Annotated in this window: 11 protein-coding genes, 2 rRNA genes and 3 pseudogenes (1 of these 16 only partly in view); 12 read left to right on the forward strand and 4 right to left on the reverse strand. The window is 56.0% G+C overall.

The genetic code is table 11. The features are described from left to right. The 8 genes from P3G59_RS03545 to P3G59_RS03580 all read left to right on the forward strand — a co-directional run. Nucleotides 1–2233, forward strand: a 23S ribosomal RNA gene (locus P3G59_RS03545); it begins 661 nt to the left of the window's first position. A gap of 171 nt (nucleotides 2234–2404) precedes the next feature. Further along, nucleotides 2405–2520, forward strand: a 5S ribosomal RNA gene (gene rrf / locus P3G59_RS03550). A gap of 154 nt (nucleotides 2521–2674) precedes the next feature. Further along, a complete protein-coding gene (gene recC / locus P3G59_RS03555) occupies nucleotides 2675–6127 on the forward strand; it encodes an exodeoxyribonuclease V subunit gamma (protein WP_277760484.1) in 3453 nt (1150 codons plus the stop codon). Then, nucleotides 6124–9813 carry an exodeoxyribonuclease V subunit beta gene (gene recB, locus P3G59_RS03560; protein ID WP_277760486.1) on the forward strand — a complete coding sequence of 1230 codons (3690 nt, stop codon included), beginning with the start codon at nucleotides 6124–6126 and terminating at the stop codon, nucleotides 9811–9813. Before recC ends, recB begins: the two co-directional genes overlap by 4 nt. Beyond that, nucleotides 9810–11918, forward strand: a complete 2109-nt coding sequence (gene recD, locus P3G59_RS03565; RefSeq protein WP_277760487.1) for an exodeoxyribonuclease V subunit alpha — start codon at nucleotides 9810–9812, stop codon at nucleotides 11916–11918. The genes recB and recD overlap by 4 nt, the downstream gene beginning before the upstream one ends. A gap of 119 nt (nucleotides 11919–12037) precedes the next feature. Next, nucleotides 12038–12613 carry a YfiR family protein gene (locus P3G59_RS03570; protein WP_277760488.1) on the forward strand — a complete coding sequence of 192 codons (576 nt, stop codon included), beginning with the start codon at nucleotides 12038–12040 and terminating at the stop codon, nucleotides 12611–12613. Next, nucleotides 12610–13878 carry a diguanylate cyclase gene (locus P3G59_RS03575; protein ID WP_277760489.1) on the forward strand — a complete coding sequence of 423 codons (1269 nt, stop codon included), beginning with the start codon at nucleotides 12610–12612 and terminating at the stop codon, nucleotides 13876–13878. Before P3G59_RS03570 ends, P3G59_RS03575 begins: the two co-directional genes overlap by 4 nt. Before the next feature lie 5 nt (nucleotides 13879–13883). Next, a complete protein-coding gene (locus P3G59_RS03580) occupies nucleotides 13884–14378 on the forward strand; it encodes an OmpA family protein (RefSeq protein WP_277760490.1) in 495 nt (164 codons plus the stop codon). Here the strand turns inward: P3G59_RS03580 and P3G59_RS03585 are convergent. Next, nucleotides 14375–14518: pseudogene (locus P3G59_RS03585) on the reverse strand (LysR family transcriptional regulator); the annotation flags it as partial. The gene P3G59_RS03580 and the pseudogene P3G59_RS03585 sit on opposite strands and share 4 nt — an antisense overlap. Before the next feature lie 37 nt (nucleotides 14519–14555). Here P3G59_RS03585 and P3G59_RS03590 point away from each other — a divergent pair. From P3G59_RS03590 to P3G59_RS03600, 3 genes and pseudogenes are all read left to right on the forward strand, one after another. Further along, nucleotides 14556–15908 carry a tyrosine-type recombinase/integrase gene (locus P3G59_RS03590; RefSeq protein ID WP_277760491.1) on the forward strand — a complete coding sequence of 451 codons (1353 nt, stop codon included), beginning with the start codon at nucleotides 14556–14558 and terminating at the stop codon, nucleotides 15906–15908. 335 nt (nucleotides 15909–16243) lie between these two features. Beyond that, nucleotides 16244–17203: a fimbrial protein gene (locus tag P3G59_RS03595; protein ID WP_277760492.1), complete on the forward strand. Its 960-nt coding sequence runs from the start codon at nucleotides 16244–16246 to the stop codon at nucleotides 17201–17203. A gap of 178 nt (nucleotides 17204–17381) precedes the next feature. After that, nucleotides 17382–17657 (forward strand): annotated as a pseudogene (locus P3G59_RS03600) (helix-turn-helix domain-containing protein); the annotation flags it as partial. A gap of 295 nt (nucleotides 17658–17952) precedes the next feature. Here the strand turns inward: P3G59_RS03600 and P3G59_RS03605 are convergent. Together P3G59_RS03605 and P3G59_RS03610 are read right to left on the reverse strand one after the other, a co-directional pair. Then, on the reverse strand, nucleotides 17953–18207 hold the full coding sequence (locus tag P3G59_RS03605; RefSeq protein WP_277762109.1) for a bacteriocin immunity protein: 255 nt from the start codon (nucleotides 18205–18207) through the stop codon (nucleotides 17953–17955). Between the two features lie 21 nt (nucleotides 18208–18228). Then, nucleotides 18229–18413: pseudogene (locus P3G59_RS03610) on the reverse strand (IS21 family transposase); the annotation flags it as partial. Nucleotides 18414–19277: 864 nt separating this feature from the next. On the opposite strand from P3G59_RS03610, the gene P3G59_RS03615 reads away from it, so the two are divergent. Further along, a complete protein-coding gene (locus tag P3G59_RS03615; RefSeq protein WP_277760493.1) occupies nucleotides 19278–20066 on the forward strand; it encodes a fimbrial protein in 789 nt (262 codons plus the stop codon). 6 nt (nucleotides 20067–20072) lie between these two features. Here P3G59_RS03615 and P3G59_RS03620 read toward each other — a convergent pair whose 3' ends face one another. Further along, entirely contained in the window at nucleotides 20073–20567 is a 495-nt protein-coding gene (locus tag P3G59_RS03620; protein WP_347276968.1) for a hypothetical protein, read from the reverse strand. Between the last annotated feature and the right edge of the window lie 43 nt (nucleotides 20568–20610).

A 20610-nucleotide genomic window follows, 5' to 3' on the forward strand; every position in this document is an offset into this window, starting at 1 on the left:
CCCGAAACCGGGCGATCTATCCATGGGCAGGTTGAAGGTTGGGTAACACTAACTGGAGGACCGAACCGACTACCGTTGAAAAGTTAGCGGATGACCTGTGGATCGGAGTGAAAGGCTAATCAAGCTCGGAGATAGCTGGTTCTCCTCGAAAGCTATTTAGGTAGCGCCTCATGTATCACTGTAGGGGGTAGAGCACTGTTTCGGCTAGGGGGTCATCCCGACTTACCAAACCGATGCAAACTCCGAATACCTACAAGTGCCGAGCATGGGAGACACACGGCGGGTGCTAACGTCCGTCGTGAAAAGGGAAACAACCCAGACCGTCAGCTAAGGTCCCAAAGTTATGGTTAAGTGGGAAACGATGTGGGAAGGCTTAGACAGCTAGGAGGTTGGCTTAGAAGCAGCCACCCTTTAAAGAAAGCGTAATAGCTCACTAGTCGAGTCGGCCTGCGCGGAAGATGTAACGGGGCTCAAACCATACACCGAAGCTACGGGTATCACCTTCGGGTGATGCGGTAGAGGAGCGTTCTGTAAGCCTGTGAAGGTGAGTTGAGAAGCTTGCTGGAGGTATCAGAAGTGCGAATGCTGACATGAGTAACGACAATGGGTGTGAAAAACACCCACGCCGAAAGACCAAGGTTTCCTGCGCAACGTTAATCGACGCAGGGTTAGTCGGTCCCTAAGGCGAGGCTGAAAAGCGTAGTCGATGGAAAACAGGTTAATATTCCTGTACTTCTGGTTATTGCGATGGAGGGACGGAGAAGGCTAGGCCAGCTTGGCGTTGGTTGTCCAAGTTTAAGGTGGTAGGCTGAGATCTTAGGTAAATCCGGGATCTTAAGGCCGAGAGCTGATGACGAGTGTTCTTTTAGAACACGAAGTGGTTGATGCCATGCTTCCAAGAAAAGCTTCTAAGCTTCAGGTAACCAGGAACCGTACCCCAAACCGACACAGGTGGTTGGGTAGAGAATACCAAGGCGCTTGAGAGAACTCGGGTGAAGGAACTAGGCAAAATGGCACCGTAACTTCGGGAGAAGGTGCGCCGGTGAGGGTGAAGGACTTGCTCCGTAAGCTCATGCCGGTCGAAGATACCAGGCCGCTGCGACTGTTTATTAAAAACACAGCACTCTGCAAACACGAAAGTGGACGTATAGGGTGTGACGCCTGCCCGGTGCCGGAAGGTTAATTGATGGGGTTAGCTAACGCGAAGCTCTTGATCGAAGCCCCGGTAAACGGCGGCCGTAACTATAACGGTCCTAAGGTAGCGAAATTCCTTGTCGGGTAAGTTCCGACCTGCACGAATGGCGTAACGATGGCGGCGCTGTCTCCACCCGAGACTCAGTGAAATTGAAATCGCTGTGAAGATGCAGTGTATCCGCGGCTAGACGGAAAGACCCCGTGAACCTTTACTATAGCTTTGCACTGGACTTTGAATTTGCTTGTGTAGGATAGGTGGGAGGCTTTGAAGCGTGGACGCCAGTTCGCGTGGAGCCATCCTTGAAATACCACCCTGGCAACTTTGAGGTTCTAACTCAGGTCCGTTATCCGGATCGAGGACAGTGTATGGTGGGTAGTTTGACTGGGGCGGTCTCCTCCTAAAGAGTAACGGAGGAGTACGAAGGTGCGCTCAGACCGGTCGGAAATCGGTCGTAGAGTATAAAGGCAAAAGCGCGCTTGACTGCGAGACAGACACGTCGAGCAGGTACGAAAGTAGGTCTTAGTGATCCGGTGGTTCTGTATGGAAGGGCCATCGCTCAACGGATAAAAGGTACTCCGGGGATAACAGGCTGATACCGCCCAAGAGTTCATATCGACGGCGGTGTTTGGCACCTCGATGTCGGCTCATCACATCCTGGGGCTGAAGCCGGTCCCAAGGGTATGGCTGTTCGCCATTTAAAGTGGTACGCGAGCTGGGTTTAGAACGTCGTGAGACAGTTCGGTCCCTATCTGCCGTGGACGTTTGAGATTTGAGAGGGGCTGCTCCTAGTACGAGAGGACCGGAGTGGACGAACCTCTGGTGTTCCGGTTGTCACGCCAGTGGCATTGCCGGGTAGCTATGTTCGGGAAAGATAACCGCTGAAAGCATCTAAGCGGGAAACTTGCCTCAAGATGAGATCTCACTGGAACCTTGAGTTCCCTGAAGGGCCGTCGAAGACTACGACGTTGATAGGTTGGGTGTGTAAGCGCTGTGAGGCGTTGAGCTAACCAATACTAATTGCCCGTGAGGCTTGACCATATAACACCCAAGCAATTTGCTGACTCGAGAGAGCACCAGATTGCGGTGTGTGAAGACGAAACGAACCGAAAGTTCGACTGCACCTAAAAAGGCAGCACAAAACACCGAAAGCTACCACATACCCAATTTGCTGAAGCGCGGCCCTCTGGCCACGATTCGGTACCCGAATTTCTTGACGACCATAGAGCGTTGGAACCACCTGATCCCATCCCGAACTCAGCAGTGAAACGATGCATCGCCGATGGTAGTGTGGGGTTTCCCCATGTGAGAGTAGGTCATCGTCAAGATTAAATTCCGAAACCCCAATTGCGAAAGCAGTTGGGGTTTTGTTTTGCCCGCAGGAAAGTTCTTACAGCATTCGCGGACGCCGTCCGGCTGTCACAACCTGCCGACAATGCTAAGGTTCTGCCCTGGCTTTCGTACTTTTCCAAGGAAACCTTTATGCCGGACGCCCAGTCCCTCAATGCTGCATTCATGGTGGTTCAGAGCAATAGCCTGGACGAACTGCGCAGCCTTGTGATCAGCATAATGCGGCGTTATCCGCTGGCTCCCCTGGAAAACGAAATAGCTCTGGTGCAGAGCAACGGAATTGCCCAGTGGCTCAAATTGGCCTTGGCTGAAGACCCAGAGGAAGACGACCTCGGAGGTTGCGGCATTGCAGCGGCGATTGATGTACAACTGCCGGGGAGTTTCATGTGGCAGCTTTATCGCATGGTCTTGGGTCGAGATGAAATTCCTCCCAAATCGCTGCTGGATAAAGCCCCGTTGACCTGGCGCCTCATGCGCCTGCTTCCCCAAGTTATCGATCGTCCGCATTTTGAACCGCTGCAACGCTTCCTCATCAATGACACTGACTTGCGCAAGCGCTATCAACTGTCCGAACGTTTAGCGGACCTATTCGACCAGTATCAGGTGTACCGTGCTGACTGGCTGGAAGACTGGGCCGAGGGTCGACATCAGTTGCGCAGCGTCAGGGGCGAAGTAAAACCACTGCCGCCGACCAGTTGCTGGCAGGCAGAGTTGTGGCGTGCGCTGCTGGATGACGTAGGCGAACAGGGGATGGCGCAGAGTCGTGCCGGCGTTCACCAACGGTTTATCGAGCGCATCAACAACCTGACCGAAGCTCCTGCGGGATTGCCTTCGCGAGTGATCGTTTTCGGAATTTCTTCGCTGCCAGCCCAAGTGCTCGAAGCACTGGCCGGGCTTGCGCGTTTCAGTCAGGTCCTGCTGTGTGTACATAATCCCTGCCGACACCACTGGGCCGATATTGTTGCCGACAAGGACCTGTTGCGGCATCAATACAAGCGGCAATCGCGCAAGACTGGAATGCCCACAGTCCTGGACCCTGATGCTTTGCATCAACACGCTCATCCACTATTGGCCGCATGGGGCAAACAAGGCCGGGACTACATCAACCTGCTCGACAGTTATGACGACCCCAACAGCTATCGGGCGGCTTTTCGCGATGGTCGCATAGACCTGTTCAGCGATACTCAGCCACACAACCTGCTCAATCAACTACAGGACGACATCCTGGAGTTGCGCCCACTCAATGAAACCCGTGAACACTGGCCCGCTGTTGATCTGACTCTTGATGAGTCGATCCGTTTTCACATTGCCCACAGCGCTCAACGTGAAGTTGAAATACTGCACGACCAGCTTCTGGCGCGCTTCAGTGCCAACCCGGATCTGCGCCCCCGCGATGTGATCGTGATGGTGCCTGATGTCGATAGCTACGCACCGCATATCCGCGCAGTGTTTGGTCAACTTGACCGCCATGATTCGCGGTTCATCCCCTTCACATTGGCGGATCAGGGGCAACGTGGTCGTGATCCACTATTGATCGCGGTCGAACACCTGCTCAAGCTTCCCGACAGTCGTTTCCCGGTCAGTGAAATTCTCGACCTGCTCGATGTTCCCGCACTTCGCGCGCGTTTTGGTGTGGAGGAGCGCGACCTGCCAACACTGCACCGCTGGATCGAAGGTGCGGGCGTGCGCTGGGGCATGAATGCCGAGCAACGCGCGGGCCTGGGGTTACCCGACGAATTAGAGCAAAACAGCTGGCATTTCGGTTTGCGCCGCATGCTCCTGGGGTATGCCGTCGGCAGCGCCAACGCCTGTGAAGGGATCGAACCTTATGATGAAATCGGCGGACTCGACGCCGCACTGATCGGGCCGTTGGTGGCTCTGCTCGATGCCTTGGAACTCGCCCATCAACAGCTCACCCAACCCGCTCAACCCAAGGAGTGGGGGGATCGCTTGCAAGCGCTGATGCAATTGTTCTTCAAAGCCAGCAACGAGCATGACGACTACTTGTTGACCCAGCTCGAAGAGCTACGTGAGACCTGGCTGGAAACGTGCGAGGCTGTAGGCCTTGCGGATGAGCTGCCACTGACTGTGGTTCGTGAAGCCTGGCTCGCGGGGCTGGATCAGGGGCGCTTGTCTCAGCGCTTTCTGGCCGGCGCCGTGAATTTTTGTACGCTGATGCCCATGCGCGCCATTCCATTCAAACTGGTCTGTCTGCTGGGGATGAATGACGGCGATTATCCCCGTGCGCAGCCGCCGCTGGATTTCGACCTCATGGGCAGCGACTACCGTCCGGGTGATCGTTCGCGGCGTGAGGACGACCGCTATCTTTTGCTTGAAGCGCTTTTGTCAGCACGCAACCAGCTGTACATCAGTTGGGTTGGTCGTAGCATCCGCGATAACAGCGAGCGGCCGGCTTCAGTGTTGATCGGCCAATTGCGCGATCACCTCGCCAGCGGCTGGCGATTGCTCGACGAAAATCGTGATCTGCTGGGTGCCATGACGCAAGAGCATCCGCTGCAGCCGTTCAGTGCGCGCTATTTTCATGAAGGCGATCAGCTCTTCAGCTATGCCAGTGAATGGCAGGTTCTGCATCAACAGCATGAGCCTCAAAACGAAACTCAGCGACTTACCCCTTATGTACAAGAGGAGCCGTTGAGCCTTGCTCTGTTGCAGGATTTCTTGCGCAATCCCGTTCGGCATTTTTTCACCCAGCGCCTCAAGGTGTATTTCGAGGCTGCCGAAGCGCCGCTGGCCGACGAAGAACCCTTCGTATTGGATGCATTGCAGCGCTATACGCTCAGCGACAGTCTGCTCGAAGCCGCTCTCCGGCAACCGGACAATGTCGATCAGGCTCTGAATGCCCTGGCCCGACGTCTACAGAACAGCGGTCTGCTGCCAATGGCCGGGTTTGGCGAGTGCCTGCAACGAGAGTTGATCGAACCTTTGCCGGATTTGCTGCAACGTTATCAACAATTGCTGACACTTTGGCCGACCCCACTGAACAGTGCGATGCCGATCAATCTGGAGTTGCAGGGTTTGCGTCTTGAAGGTTGGCTCGCCGGGCTGCACCAGCGCACCGACGGTGGCCTGCTGTCGGTCACGACCATTCCCAACAGCATTGGCTCGATCAAAAGCCGCAAATGGCATCGCCTGACCAAACCCTGGATCAATCATCTGGTGGCCTGCGCCAGTGGACTTTCGCTGACGACAGCATTGGTCGCCAGCGACGATACCTTGCTGCTTGAACCCATGGAGCCAGCACGGGCGATACGTTTCCTTGGTGACTTGCTCCTCGCCTGGCAGGCAGGCATGCGACAGCCGCTGCCAATCGCGGTAAAAACCGCTTTTGCGTGGCTTTCCCAGACCGATCCCCTGAAGGCCGAAGCCGCGGCACGTAAAGCGTATGAAGGTGACGGGCAGACCAGCGAAGGCGAGCGCCGCGAGAGCCCGGCGTTGTCTCGGCAATACGCCGACTTCGATGCATTGCTGGAGGACGAAACATTCTCCGGTTGGTGCGGCGCGTTGTACCGCCCACTGTTTGAAGCACCCTGGCGTTCACTGTCCACTGAAGGGACTCGCGCATGAGCACAAAGACACCCCTCGCACTGGCCTTCCCGTTACAGGGCAGCCAGTTGATCGAAGCCAGTGCCGGTACCGGTAAAACCTTCACGATTTCTGCGCTCTATCTGCGGCTTATCCTGGGGCACGGTGGCGAGTCGAACGGGTTTGGTCGTGAATTGCTGCCGCCGCAAATTCTCGTTGTCACCTTCACCGATGCCGCGACCAAGGAACTGCGTGAGCGCATACGCACGCGTCTGGCTGAGGCCGCGCGATTTTTTCGTGACGAAACGCCTGCCCCTGACGGACTGATTACTGAACTGCGCGATCAATTCGAACCACAGCAGTGGCCAGGTTGTGCCAACCGCCTCGATGTCGCTGCGCAATGGATGGACGAGGCCGCCGTTTCGACCATCCACAGTTGGTGTCAGCGCATGCTACGTGAGCACGCGTTCGACAGCGGCAGCCTGTTCACTCAATCGCTGGAAACCGATCACAGCGACTTGCTCGGCGAAGTGCTGCGCGATTACTGGCGACTGTTCTGTTACCCGATGCAGGGCGATGCCTTGAACTGGGTTCGTAGCAACTGGGGCGGCCCTGCGGCATTGCTGCCTCGTGTGCGCGGCCTGTTTGCGAGTGAGCGCGACAGTGACGAGGGAAAGGCTCCGGCAGAGCTGATCGATGAATGCCTGCAAGAGCGCCGTGCAGCGCTGATCGAACTGAAAATGCCTTGGCGGCAGTGGGCAGACGAATTGCTCGCCATCTGCCAGCAAGGCGTTGCGAGCAAAACCGTCGACGGGCGCAAGATGCAGGCGCGGTACTTCGAGCCGTGGTTCGAAAAGCTCAAGGCATGGGCTGAAGACGAGTCGCTGGAGCAACTCGATATCGGCACCGGTTTCACCCGACTGACCCCCGACGGCATGGCCGAAGCGTGGAAAGGTCAGGCCCCGAACCATCCGGGCCTGGACGCCATGCCAAAGCTCAAGTCGAGTCTCGATGCATTGCCGACCCCCGATGCCGCTGTGCTGCAACATGCCGCCAAATGGGTAGGCAGACGCTTTGAAGAAGAGAAGCGGCGTCGCGCCGAGATGGGCTTCGATGACATGCTGTTACGTTTGGATGCGGCTTTGCAATCCGACGGTGGTGAACGCCTTGCGACGTTGATTCGCGAGCAATTTCCGGTCGCGCTGATCGATGAGTTTCAGGACACCGATCCGGTGCAGTACCGAATCTTTGAAAGCATCTATCGCATCGAAGACAACAGTCCCGAGACCGGCTTGTTCCTGATCGGTGATCCGAAGCAGGCGATCTACGCTTTCCGCGGTGCAGACATCTACACCTATCTGCGCGCGCGTCAGGCCACCACTGGCCGACTGCATACGCTGGGTACCAACTTCCGTTCCAGCCACGGCATGGTCAACGCGGTCAATCATGTATTCGAGCGCGCCGAGTCCCGAGAGCAGGGCCGCGGCGCGTTTTTGTTCCGCGAGAAAAACGGCGAAAACCCGGTGCCGTTCCTCCCCGTCGAATCTCAGGGGCGCGGGGAACAGCTGCAAGTTGCCGGGCAAGTTGTCGCGGCGTTGAATGTCTGGCACTTGTCCACCGACCAGCCACTGTCGGGCGCGGTCTATCGCCAACAGTTGGCAGCCGCGTGCGCCAGCGAAATCACCGCGTTGCTCAATGGCGGGCAAAACGCTAGCGCAGGGTTCACTCAGGACGGCAAAGACTTCAGAGGCCTGAGGCCGTCCGACATTGCGATTCTCGTACGCGACGGCAAAGAAGCCCAGGCCGTACGTAGTGAACTCGCCAGCCGAGGTGTGCGCAGTGTTTATCTCTCGGACAAGGATTCGGTATTCGCGGCCCAAGAAGCGCACGATCTGTTGTCCTGGCTCAAGGCCTGTGCCGAACCGGATGTCGAACGTTCCCTGAAAGCCGCGCTGGCCTGTATCACCTTGAACCTGCCATTGGCAGAGCTAGAACGTCTGAACCAGGACGAGTTGGTCTGGGAAACCCGAGTCATGCAGTTCCGTGGCTATCGCGAGCTATGGCGCAAGCAAGGCGTGCTGCCGATGTTGCGACGCCTGCTGCACGACTTTCACCTGCCGCAAACCCTGATGACACGCACGGATGGCGAGCGCGTGCTGACCAACCTTTTGCATCTGTCGGAACTGATGCAGCAAGCGGCTGCGGAACTGGACGGCGAACAAGCGCTGATCCGCCATCTCGGCGAACTGCTGGCCGTGTCCGGTCAGGCCGGTGAAGAGCAAATTCTGCGTCTGGAGAGTGACGAGCAGCTGGTCAAAGTCGTGACCATCCACAAGTCCAAGGGCCTGGAATATCCACTGGTGTTCTTGCCGTTCATTTGTTCGGCGAAACCCGTGGATGGCAGCCGCTTGCCGCTGCATTACCACGACGGCGCGGGAAAGGCCCAGATAAGCCTCAAGCCAACCGCCGAACTGATTGCGCAAGCGGACGACGAGCGTCTGGCCGAAGACCTGCGCCTGCTCTACGTTGCCCTGACGCGGGCGCAGCACGCCTGTTGGTTGGGCGTGACGGATCTCAAGCGTGGCAATAACAACAGCTCGGTGCTGCACCTCTCTGCGCTGGGTTATTTGCTCGGTGGTGGCGCATCTCTAGGCGAGTCCAGCGAACTGAAACGCTGGCTGCAAGACCTGCAACAAGATTGCCCGGCCATCAGCACCGGTGAAATGCCGCCACCTACCGATGAGCATTACCAGCCGCCACGCAATGACGCCGTGCTGAGTGCCACGCTGTTGCCCAAGCGCAAGGCCAGCGAAAACTGGTGGATCGCCTCCTACAGCGCCTTGCGCATCAGCGACGTGTTGAGTGTCGGCAGCGATGAGGCACCGGACAGTCCGCAAGCGCAAAAACTATTCGATGATGAGCGCCTCGATCCCGACGCCCCGCGAGAAATCATTTCCGGTGGCGCCGATATCCATCGCTTTCCCCGTGGCCCCAATCCAGGAACGTTTCTTCACGGTTTGCTGGAATGGGCCGGTGATGACGGCTTTGCCGTTACCCGCGAGGCGCTGGAAGATGCGATCGCCCGTCGCTGCAACTTGCGTGGCTGGGAAGGCTGGATTACCACCCTGAGTGACTGGCTGCAGCATCTGCTCAAGTCGCCACTGCCAGTTGCAGGCGGGCAGCCGCCGGTTGTTCTGGAACAGCTGAAGCAATACCGCGTCGAGATGGAGTTCTGGTTCGCCAGCCATAAAGTCGACGTGCTCAAACTCGACGAACTGGTCCGGCAGCACACTCACAGGGGCGTGGCCCGCGTGGCGGCAGAACCGGTGCAACTCAACGGCATGTTCAAAGGCTTTATCGACCTGACCTTTGAACACAATGGCCGTTACTACGTGGCCGACTACAAATCCAACTGGCTCGGCGTGGATGATCTGGCCTACACCGAGCAGGCCATGGAACAGTCGATCCTCGACAACCGTTATGACCTGCAATACGTGTTGTACCTGCTGGCGTTGCACCGCCAACTCAAGGCCCGGCTGCCTGATTATGACTACGACCGACATGTCGGCGGGGCGTTGTATCTGTTTCTGCGCGGTACTCGCGCCGACAGTCGCGGTGTCTATTTTATTCGTCCGCCCCGCGAGCTGATCGAACGCCTCGACCGGATGTTCCAAGGCAAACCCGAACCCAAGACCGAACCCGCCTGGGAACAGGGAGTCCTGCTATGAGCCGCACCTTTGCCGACCTGCTACCCACGCCGTTGGCAGCCGACAGTCTGTCGAAACTTTCGCCGCTGACCAGCGCTGATGACTTGTTGATATTGCTGACGCGTTGGGTCGAGCGCGGCTGGTTGCGAGCGCTGGACAAAGCATTCGTCGCATTCCTTCACGAACTCGAGCGCGACACGGATCCGCTGGTGTTGCTCGCGGCGGCCCTGACCAGTCATCAACTTGGCCACGGTCACGTCTGTCTTGATCTGTACGAAACCCTGAAAGCTCCCGACTTCGCACTTTCGCTGCCCCCCGAAGGAGATGTGCAAGGTGGTGTGTTGTTGCTGCCTTCGCAATTGCTCGAGGCGCTCGATGGTGCTCACTGGTGCAAGGTGCTGGCGGGCAGCGCTCTGATCGCATTGGCGGCGGATACCAGCGATTTCGCACAGCAACGCCCGTTGGTGTTGGCGGGGAAACGCCTGTATCTGCGACGTTACTGGACCTACGAACGGCGCATCGACACGGCGTTGCGCCAGCGCCTGCAACAAGTCGAGCCGACGCCGGACGATCTGCCGCAGCGCTTGAATGAGTTGTTCGGATCAGCGAGAACCGGCGAGGTAATCGACTGGCAGAAACTCGCCTGTGCCATCGCGACCCGTGGTGCCTTCAGCATCGTTACCGGTGGTCCGGGGACCGGCAAAACCACCACGGTCGTGCGTTTGCTGGCCCTGCTTCAAGCGCCCGCAGTCGCTGCCGGTCATCCGCTGCGGATTCGCCTGGCGGCACCGACGGGCAAGGCAGCGGCGCGGCTGACCGAGTCCATCAGCCAACAAGTGCAGTCGCTGAAAGTCACCGAAGAGGTGCGGGCGAAGATCCCTTGCGACGTCACCACCGTGCACCGTCTGCTGGGCAGTCGTCCTGGCACCCGGCACTTTCGGCACCATGCCGGCAATCGCCTGCCACTGGATGTGCTGGTGGTCGACGAAGCTTCGATGATCGACCTGGAAATGATGGCCAATCTGCTCGATGCCTTGCCACCCCATGCCCGACTGGTACTACTCGGCGACAAAGACCAATTGGCCTCTGTGGAGGCCGGTGCGGTGCTGGGAGATTTATGCCGTGACGCCGAGAGTGGCTGGTACAGCCCGCAGACCCGGCAGTGGCTGGAGTCGGTCAGCGGTGAGTCGCTGCAGGACAGTGGTTTGCATGAAGACGTCGATGGCGCTCACCCCTTGGCCCAGCAAGTGGTCATGCTGCGTCACTCCCGGCGTTTTGGCGAGGGCAGCGGCATCGGTCAGCTCGCGCGTCGGGTCAATCAACAGCTGCCGGATGAAGCGCGTCGGTTGCTCGCGGCCGGGCACTATGACGATGTGTATTCGTTGCCGCTCAAGGGCGAACAGGATCACAAGCTGGAGCGCCTGTTGCTGGAAGGGCACGGCGACGGCCCGCAGGGTTATCGCCGTTATCTGAGTGTGCTGCGTGATCAGCGTCCACCCTCGGGCCGGCCACTCGAACATCCGGACTGGGTCGTTTGGGCCCGCGAAATCTTGCAAGCATTCGACACTTTCCAGTTGCTGTGTGCCGTGCGCAAAGGGCCGTGGGGTGTCGAAGGTCTGAATCAACGCATCACCGCCGCATTGCTCAAAGCACGTCTGATCGAAAACGACCAGCAATGGTACGAAGGCCGTCCGGTCCTGATGACTCGTAACGATTACGGTCTGGGCTTGATGAACGGCGACATCGGGATCGCCCTCAAGCTGCCCGAGCGCGAAGGGCCCGACGCGGGCAAACCGGTATTGCGCGTGGCGTTCCCGCGCAACGACGGTCAGGGCGGCGTGCGTTTCGTACTGCCCAGCCGGCTCAATGACGTCGAAACCGTCTACGCGATGACGGTGCACAAGTCCCAAGGCTCGGAGTTTGCCCACACGGCGCTGATTCTGCCGGATGCCTTGAATCCGGTTTTGACCAAGGAATTGATCTACACCGGCATTACCCGGGCCAAGCATTGGTTCACTCTGATCGAATCCCGCGCCGGTGTGTTTGAAGAAGCGGTGCAACGCAGGGTCAAACGCCTGAGCGGACTGATGCTGGAACTGGAGGAGGGGGACGTGCCTGCGAGGTGAAAATCCTGACGATTGACGGCGATTACTGACCAACCGGTCAGAGGTCACTGTCTCGCTGGTGTTTCACTGCTGTGCTATCGTTGCGGCATCATTTCGCTACGATCCAAGAGAATCCCTGCATGAAGGTGTCTGTCTGGGCGACAGAGCGCGTAGTTGTCTGCAAGCACGCGTTGCTTGTCGGTCTGCTCTGGTTGTTGACGGGTGCGGCTTTCGCGCAATCACTAGCGCCGACAGGCATGGCCGAACAGCGGGCCAAATCTGTCACGCAGGTTGTTCTTGGCATTCTCAGTTACGCGCGCTGGCCAGTGGAACCGGCGCAATTGCGCCTGTGCATCGTCGGCCCGACCGAATACACCGACGATCTGGTCAAAGGCACCACTCAAGCCACCGGCCGGCCGGTCACCGTACGTCGCCTGCTGGCCGATAACCCGGCCATCGTCAGCGAATGCGATGCGGTGTACATCGGCAAACTCACGCCCGATGAACGCAATCGCTTGTTCGCATCGCTGATCGGTCATCCTGTGTTGAGCATCAGCGAAGGCGGGGATCAGTGCACCGTCGGCAGTCTGTTCTGTCTGCGCGTTGGCGATGACCAGGTATCCTTTGAGGTTAACCTCGACTCCGTAGCCCGCAGCGGCGTGCGCATTCACCCCAGCGTGCTGCAATTGTCGCGTCGCAAACCGGCGGCGCCATGAAACTGTTCAGAACCAGTAGCCGCCCGACGTTGGGTTCGGTCATAGGCCGAGGGCATTTGATTGTCGCGCTGGTTGGCGTGGCGATGGCCAGCGTTTCACTGACGTTTCTCGGTGTTCTGGCGCTGCGGGTGTACGCCGATCACAATTTGCACCTGATTGCCCGTTCGATCAGTTACACCGTTGAAGCGGCCGTTGTGTTTAATGACAAGACCGCCGCGACCGAAGCGCTGGCCTTGATTGCCTCTACCGAAGAGGTGGCGGAAGCTCAAGTGCTGGACGCTCAGGGTGATGTGCTTGCCCATTGGCAACGGCCAGAGAACGGCTTTTTCTCCGGCTTGGAAATGCAGATCACCCGTGCCGTTCTCGAGAAACCGATCAGCCTGCCCATCCTCCATCAGGATCGCGAGATTGGGCGCATTCTGCTCACGGGGCACGGCGGTAGCCTGATGCGTTTTCTGTTGAGCGGTCTGGCCGGGATCTTTCTATGCACGGCGATCAGTGCCTGGGTTGCGCTGTATCTGGCGCGTCGCCAGTTACGCGCGATCACCGGTCCCTTGCGCAGTCTTGCCAGTGTGGCCCACGCCGCGCGTAGCGAACGAGCGCTGGACCGCCGCGTGCCACAGGCGCAAATCGCCGAACTCGACAACCTCGGCAATGACTTCAACGCCCTGCTCGACGAACTGGAGTCGTGGCAAACCCATCTGCAAAACGAAAACGAAACCCTCGCTCATCAGGCCAGTCACGACAGCCTTACCGGTTTGCCGAACCGAGCCTTTTTCGAAGGACGGCTGATCCGCGCGTTGCGCAATGCCAGCAAACACAATGAGCGCGTTGCCGTGTTGTTTCTCGACAGTGACCGCTTCAAAGGCATCAACGACAACTTCGGCCACGCCGCCGGTGATGCGGTGTTGGTGGCCGTGGCCAATCGCGTTCGTGCGCAGTTGCGCGAAGAGGATCTGGTGGCACGGCTGGGCGGTGACGAGTTCGCCGTTTTGCTCACGCCGCTGCACAAGGTCGAAGATGCCGAGCGGATTGCCGACAAGATCCTCGCCAGCATGGACATGCCCATCGCGCTGCCGGGCGACACCAGTGTGGTGACCTCGCTCAGTATCGGCATTGCGGTTTTCCCCGATCATGGCGCCACGCCGGGGGCCTTGCTCGATGCCGCCGATGCGGCGATGTATCAAGCCAAGCGCCTGTCGCGCGGCGCCCAATTCACGACCGGGGCGGAGCACCCGGTCGATTCCGTTCAAACCAGGAGCTGACTCTCGTGTTCACACTGTCCATTCGATCTTTTTATGCTGTGCTGTTGATGGCCGTACTGGCCCTGACCGGTTGCCAGACTGCGCCGCAAAAAGGCCTGACCCCGGCACAAGTCGCCGTTCTCAAACAACAGGGCTTTGAGCTGACTGACGAGGGCTGGGAGTTTGGCCTGTCCGGGAAAGTGCTGTTTGGCAGCGACGTCGAAAGCCTGAACACGCAAAGCACCGAGATCGTCGAACGCATCGGCAAGGCCCTGCTGGGTGTCGGCATCGAGCGCGTGCGGGTCGATGGTCACACCGACGCATCGGGCAAGGAAACCTACAACCAGCAACTGTCGCTGCGCCGCGCGAAAAGTGTCGCCAAAGTGCTGGGCACAGTCGGCATGAAACAAGAGAACATCCAGTTGCAGGGGCTGGGCAGCAAGGAACCCGTGGCGTCCAACGATACGGCGGCCGGTCGCACGGAAAACCGCCGGGTGTCGATTGTGGTCAGCGCCGACTAGTCGGCGAACTGCATCTCGCGGGTCTGCCCCATCAGCAGGCCCTGATTGCGCTCGGTCACCTCGCGGATGTAATCCCACAACAGGGTGATCCGCTTCAACTTGCGCAGATCCTCCCGGCAGTACATCCAGAACTTCAAGGAACTCAGGTTAACCCAATGAATACAGGGGCTAACCGCCATGAGTATCCTTGAAGTTCGACCTGCTGTTACAAGCACCGTTACAACCCTCGCTTTTCCTTCGAAGCCAACCACAAGGCTTGCTAAGCCCTATCACTACAGACGCAACGGTATTTACTACATGCGTCTCAGGGCTACGGGTAGCACCACTGAGGCTGCTGCGGTTTCTCTTCAGACCAGCAATAGGCGGGAAGCATTAGACACCTCAGAGCAGCTCACGGGGCTGGTCAGGGCATTTCATTTGGAGAACCCGGACGCTCTTTGGAGCAAGCTGAAGGAGCACTTCCGTTTGGTCTCAGCGGAGTTATTTGAATCTGGACGCGAGGTCGTCACACAGTTTTGGGGGGCGTTGCACGATAGCCGCTCCGATTCCGTGAGCAGGTCGCTCAGTCTTCTTAAATCCGAAAAGGGAGCTTCGGTATCCGTACCTGTAATCGCACCAGCAGTGACCTTTGAGTTTCTTTCAGCACTCTATTTGGCTGACCGTGGGCAGGACCAGAAGGTATCGACCCTTAAGGAAACCAAGATTTGCCACGGGACTCTCTCTGCTGCTCTTGGAGAGCTGGACATGCGGACTCAGTCACGGGCTGACCTTGTAGCTTTGCGTGATCGTCTTGCAGATGGCCGAATGCCCTCAACGGTCAATAAGCTGATCGTGAAGCTCTCGGCGGTTCTTGCATGGTCAGTTGAAAACGGTCACATGTCCAAGTCGTACGACAAGAAACTTAAGCTCACGAAGGGCATTGAATCGACCCGTAAGGCGTTCACTCAGGATCAGATAAGCAAGCTGGTTGCCTACTCCAACACCCTCCCTGACACCTCTTGGAAACGTTGGCTGTTGAGTCTCGGTGCAATTACTGGTGGACGTCTGAATGAAATCTCACAGTTGTCGGTAAGCGATGTTCAAAACCTAACTTCAGGCGTCACAGCGATTCACATCATCGAAGCAGGCGAAGGAAAGTCAATTAAGAACAAGCGCAGTGAGCGACTGGTGCCACTGACTGACGGGGCTTATGGTTTCGACCTCGCAGCATTCTTGCGGTACGTCGAGTCATGCAAGCTCAGTGGGGCGGAGTCATTGGCTCAGATAGGTTACAAAACAGGAGGAGAGTGGGCGAACAAACAGGCAATCCCTGCTGCTCTCGGAGAGTCTTTTGCTCCTGGCTTGGTGTTTCATTCAATGCGCCACTCGCTTGCGTCCTTGATGCAGGCCAGAGGTGTACCGACGGCGTACGCACAGGCTGTAATGGGGCATGCCTCAGGCACTATCACTTTCGATGTCTACGGTTCAGGCGTGCCCGTTGAGACTATCGCTGAGATGCTTCGAGAATTGCTCGTTGGCGGGGGCCAGTGAGCGTGTTGTTGGGGGCTAATTACGACGCTGAAAACTCGTGAAAACCCCTCGATACACCCAGCCGCAACCGTAGCCAATGATATACAGAACAGTGCAAGCGCCAGTCCAGATAACGAGCATGGGGATTTTTCCGTCGGCTTGTCCTATTCAGTTGCCATTGCGTCGACGTGCTGCCGGAACAAAAAGAGACATTTCTTATATAAGGCGCGGGTGCAGTTCTCGTATTGTTTTCAGGAGATATGTCCGGCATTCAGCAGCGTTAGAAGCGCAGCAACTAAGCGTTTTAAAATGGAAAGCGCCTCTACCGGCTATCAAAAAATATTCTCGGAGACTGCATGAAAGTAGTAATTATTAAAATTTCATTATTATTTGTCATATCTATATTGTCTCTTTCCGTTAGCGCGGAATGTACCTTTTATCCAGGTCAGCGTGAGGCGTCCATTCAACTTAAGTTGCCTCCAACTATCTCAATTCCTAGAGATGCAACTAATGGAACAATTGTCTACCGGACAGAAACGACACTTGCTTCACCGTCCAACTCGATCAAGTGTACGACCTCTTTCTTCAGCGGATCAATCAGTGCTGGGGTTAGCAACGTTAATGGGACATTCCCAATTGGTAATAATACAGGCCTCGCATGGCGCTGGACTCGTGGAGGTAGTTCAGTTGGGCAATATCCGAGTGGAACTCGCAACCCTGCTGGCGATTATGACTCTAATGGCGAAACTCACGGCATTGAGCTGGTCAAAGATAGCAGCTATCTCTCAAATGGTGCTAAAGTCCCGGCCGGAACGCTCGGATACTATGTGCGTGATGGGCTTAGAGTTTTGAGTGTCGCGGTGACAGCAACGGAAGTAATCGCGCAATCTTGCCGCTCACCCGATAAAATAGATGTTCGTATGGGATCGCCAACTGCAAGCACATTGTTTGATCCTAACAATCCTCAATATATTTCTTTTTCTATTAGACTCACTGAATGCCCTAATGTAATTAATGCGATACATTATAGGCTGATACCAGCCGCTAGTTCACCCGCAATAGATGCACGTGTTGGTTTGATTAGTTTAAACGCTTCTTCTACTGCCAAGGGCGTCGGACTGCAATTATTAAGTGATTATGGAGGCTATTATGATTTAAATGGCATCTTCACTGTAGCGCGTGAATTTCGGCCCGGGATGCCATCCTATGATATCCATATGCTTGCAAAATATGTTAGGCTTCCTGGAGTTTCGCAAGCAGATATAGTGCCCGGAACGGCAAATGCTGAAATTATGTTTTTAATTAACTATCTTTAGGGGAACTCTGAAGACTTCCTGATTTTGGCAAAATCCCCGGATTCCATCCGCCGTGCCTTTGAGATTCTTGAACTTACCCAGTTAATGGCCTCCTTGGAGCACCACCCATATGGAGCAATTTTCACCGTTACCCCACATGCGGTTTCGTAAGCGGTGCGACTGGCGCGTGTAAAGGCCGGACGTGATCAACAACATGCTGATCGACCTCATGGCAACTATGGCTCGACTGGATCAAGAGAAGCGCGTGGAACGCATCAAGCAGGGTTTGGAGAACAAGAAAGCTGCTGAGCCTGAATGGAAGCCAGCAGGTAAAGGAAGGAATGCTGCCAAATGGTCGGAGGTACAGGCGCTGATGCAGAAACATCCAACCATGTCAGCTGATCAGATTGCCAAACTGGCTGACTGTGGTGTCGCTACGGTGTACAGGATCAAGAAAGAGACGAAGGCGGCGTAACGCTGGTTGTTGCACGGGCGATTCTGATCAAGCTATCCGGGGCCAAGTGCCCCACCTTATTTTAGGAAAGCTGCGGCTTTCATTTGGCCCCCTCGCACTTGACTTAGCACCTCGGGCAAAACCACCAAACTTATTTTTTCAGGCTGCTACACAAGCGACCCCACCCTATAGCTATTCCCAAAAATCGGCGAGGCCAGGAACTGGCTGGATCGAGTGATGTAGAATCCGCTGCCCGCCCACACCTTCAGTTTCAACACGTGCAGGATGACAGTCCCTTGATGTGGGCGGGGCTTGATTAGTCTGTGAACGCTCGCAGTCCATTCGTTAGGCAGTGATCTTTGATCGTTTGGCAGATACCTTCGGCAGAGTCGTCAGCACCATTCTCGGGAAAGAAGATCAGGTCAGAGCTCGCCGGGTGCTTCACCAGCCTCTTGAAATGCATGACTAGAGCGAGCTGGTAGTTGATGCTGCCTTCATCATTCTTGATGGTATTGATCAGCTCGATGAGCTCGGCTTTGCTGTACTCGGATAAAGAGTTCTTTACGTTCACTTCCAGTAATCCTGCGGAGTTTAGGCGGGCAAGGACATTGAGGATGTGATCAGCGCTCAGACTTCCCGACTCAAGTACCAGCTCCACCGCCACCAGCACCGGTTCGAGGCCAGCAATGGGGGCGGCAGTCAGCACCTGCACATGATTCGATCACCGTTGGTGTGACGCCTCAGTCCCCGTTTGAGAAACCGTAACGGCTTCGGCAGAGCAACGTATTTGAAGTCATGATGAGATCGAAAAGCAGGGCGCACCATGAGAATTGTCTGATTACGCTAAAAATGCTTCCGGCGGGTTGCGTAAATCTCAAGGCAAACACCGCTCATGAACATTGAGACGTTTCTCAAAGCGGCTATGTTGAATTTTTGTTAAGTTGTACTGCAAACGATTACTGACGCAGAAACACCAATGAATACGGATATCCAAACGTTCCCCCCCCCCTTCTGCCAAGGGTAGAAGAAATAATTCAGCGATCTATTGTTCGACTCTGATATCCCTCGCATCGATGGGACTGGCCGTAGCCATTGGACTCAAGCGGCTAATTAGCGGAATGTACAACTGTCAGCTCTGTCATCCGCCGAGAAAATTGAAGGAGGTCTATGCGGAATAATCGTTCAGAATATCAAGATGGTACAAAGTCAGCTTAGTCGTGACGACTATTTCAGGCTGCGTGACAATCGTGAGAGTGATGCTGAAACAGCATTGGGACTTTATCAAAAGGAACTCGCGGAGTGTCGCTCTCAAACTTTCATAGCAGATCAGGATGAGTCACTAGAATCACTGGCTATGCCTCATGGGCAACTGTCGACCACATCCGGGTGATGCTGTCATAGGCAATAGCTCACCGCAGCGCCTCTACCATGCACTCCTTGCAAGTTGATGTTGAGGATTTTATGTCAAAAGGATTGATACTACTTGTATGTGCAGCGCTGCTGAAATGCACGAATGCGTATGCCGACGGTTGCAATTTCCGTCCAGGAAGCAACACTCTAGAAGTTAATTTTAAACTCCCGCTTTCATTGAGCATACCTAGAGACCTGCCTGTGGGTTCAGTTATATATGAATCTCCCATTATGAGCGTTAATAACAACAATTCTGAATACATTTGTGATATTACTTTCGGTACCGGCATTGTTTCATTCAGTGGTGAAAGTGGAAATACACAAATATTCAAACTTGGCAATATAGGCGTAGGATTTCAATGGTTGGCAGGGAGTTCGCTGCAAATTTTGGGTGGATATCCAGACAATCGATTGCCAGCGGGCACCTATAAGGCTGCTTCGGCCCACCAGCTTAAGTTGGTGAAGATAGGTCCGATCGAAAATGGAGCGTATATTTCCGGGTCCGGCAGCCGCCTGGCGAATTGGAAAGTCGCCGAAAGTCTGATCCCCATGAAGCTCAACGTAACCGGGATGGTTATCCAGAACCTATCGTGTGAGACACCCGACGTCAAAGTCACCATGGGCCGTGAAGTACTAAGCGCCATCAGCACGGTTGGCGGGACCGCTACCGTTACGAGCTTTCAGATTCCCGTGAATAATTGCCCTGATGGGATCAAGAATGTCACTTACAGCTTGAGTCCAGTGGCTTCCAGCCCGGCCCTTGATACCGGTCGGGGAATCATTCGGTTAAATCTTCAGTCGACGGCCAAGGGCGCTGCAATTCAAATTACAGATGATGCCGGAATGCCCGTGGTTTTCAACAAAGCGTATCCACTCAAAGGTTATTTCTCCAGCGGTGGGAATCACAATATCCCACTGTCGGCCAAATATGTTCGCTCTCCCGTAGACACTGGCGGCTCTTCCGAACTGAAACCCGGTACTGCCAATGCAGAAATCGCGTTTATCATTGAGTATTTGTGACACATCTCAGGCCATTAGCCCTTCCTCAATCCAGGTCTGGAACTTGGTAGTTGCCGCAGCTCCCGCAACACCTGCACCCGTTGCAGCACTCCCGCCAGCAACAGCAACTCCGGCAGTACACAGGCCGCCACAAGACGCACCAGCAGCCGCGGCACCACCACCACCTAATAGAAGGCTTCCCTGTGCAGTGGGTAGCGCGTTGCCACTGATTTTCTTGAGAGGGATGTTTCCGTCTGCATCCGTTTCATTGCCACCGAGAATGGCAAACTCACCGTAGTTGCTCACCTTCTCGACAGGGATAAAGCCGGCTGGTTTCTTGTGGTCAATCACACCGTCTGGAAGATCGCAGCTCTTGGCGAACACACACCCCAAGCTATTTGGCTTGGCTGCTTCTTTGGTGGGAAGGTCTTTGTATTCAGCCCAACGCTGGGCGTGGATATCGACAGGCTCAACACCGCTATTGCGGTAGCCCTTTGGCGGGTTGGGTACATAACCAGACATGCAACTTCCTTTCGTCCTTGGGGAATTCCAGCCTGTAGCTGGG

This window comes from Pseudomonas sp. A34-9 (assembly GCF_029543085.1).
Taxonomy (GTDB): Bacteria; Pseudomonadota; Gammaproteobacteria; order Pseudomonadales; family Pseudomonadaceae; genus Aquipseudomonas.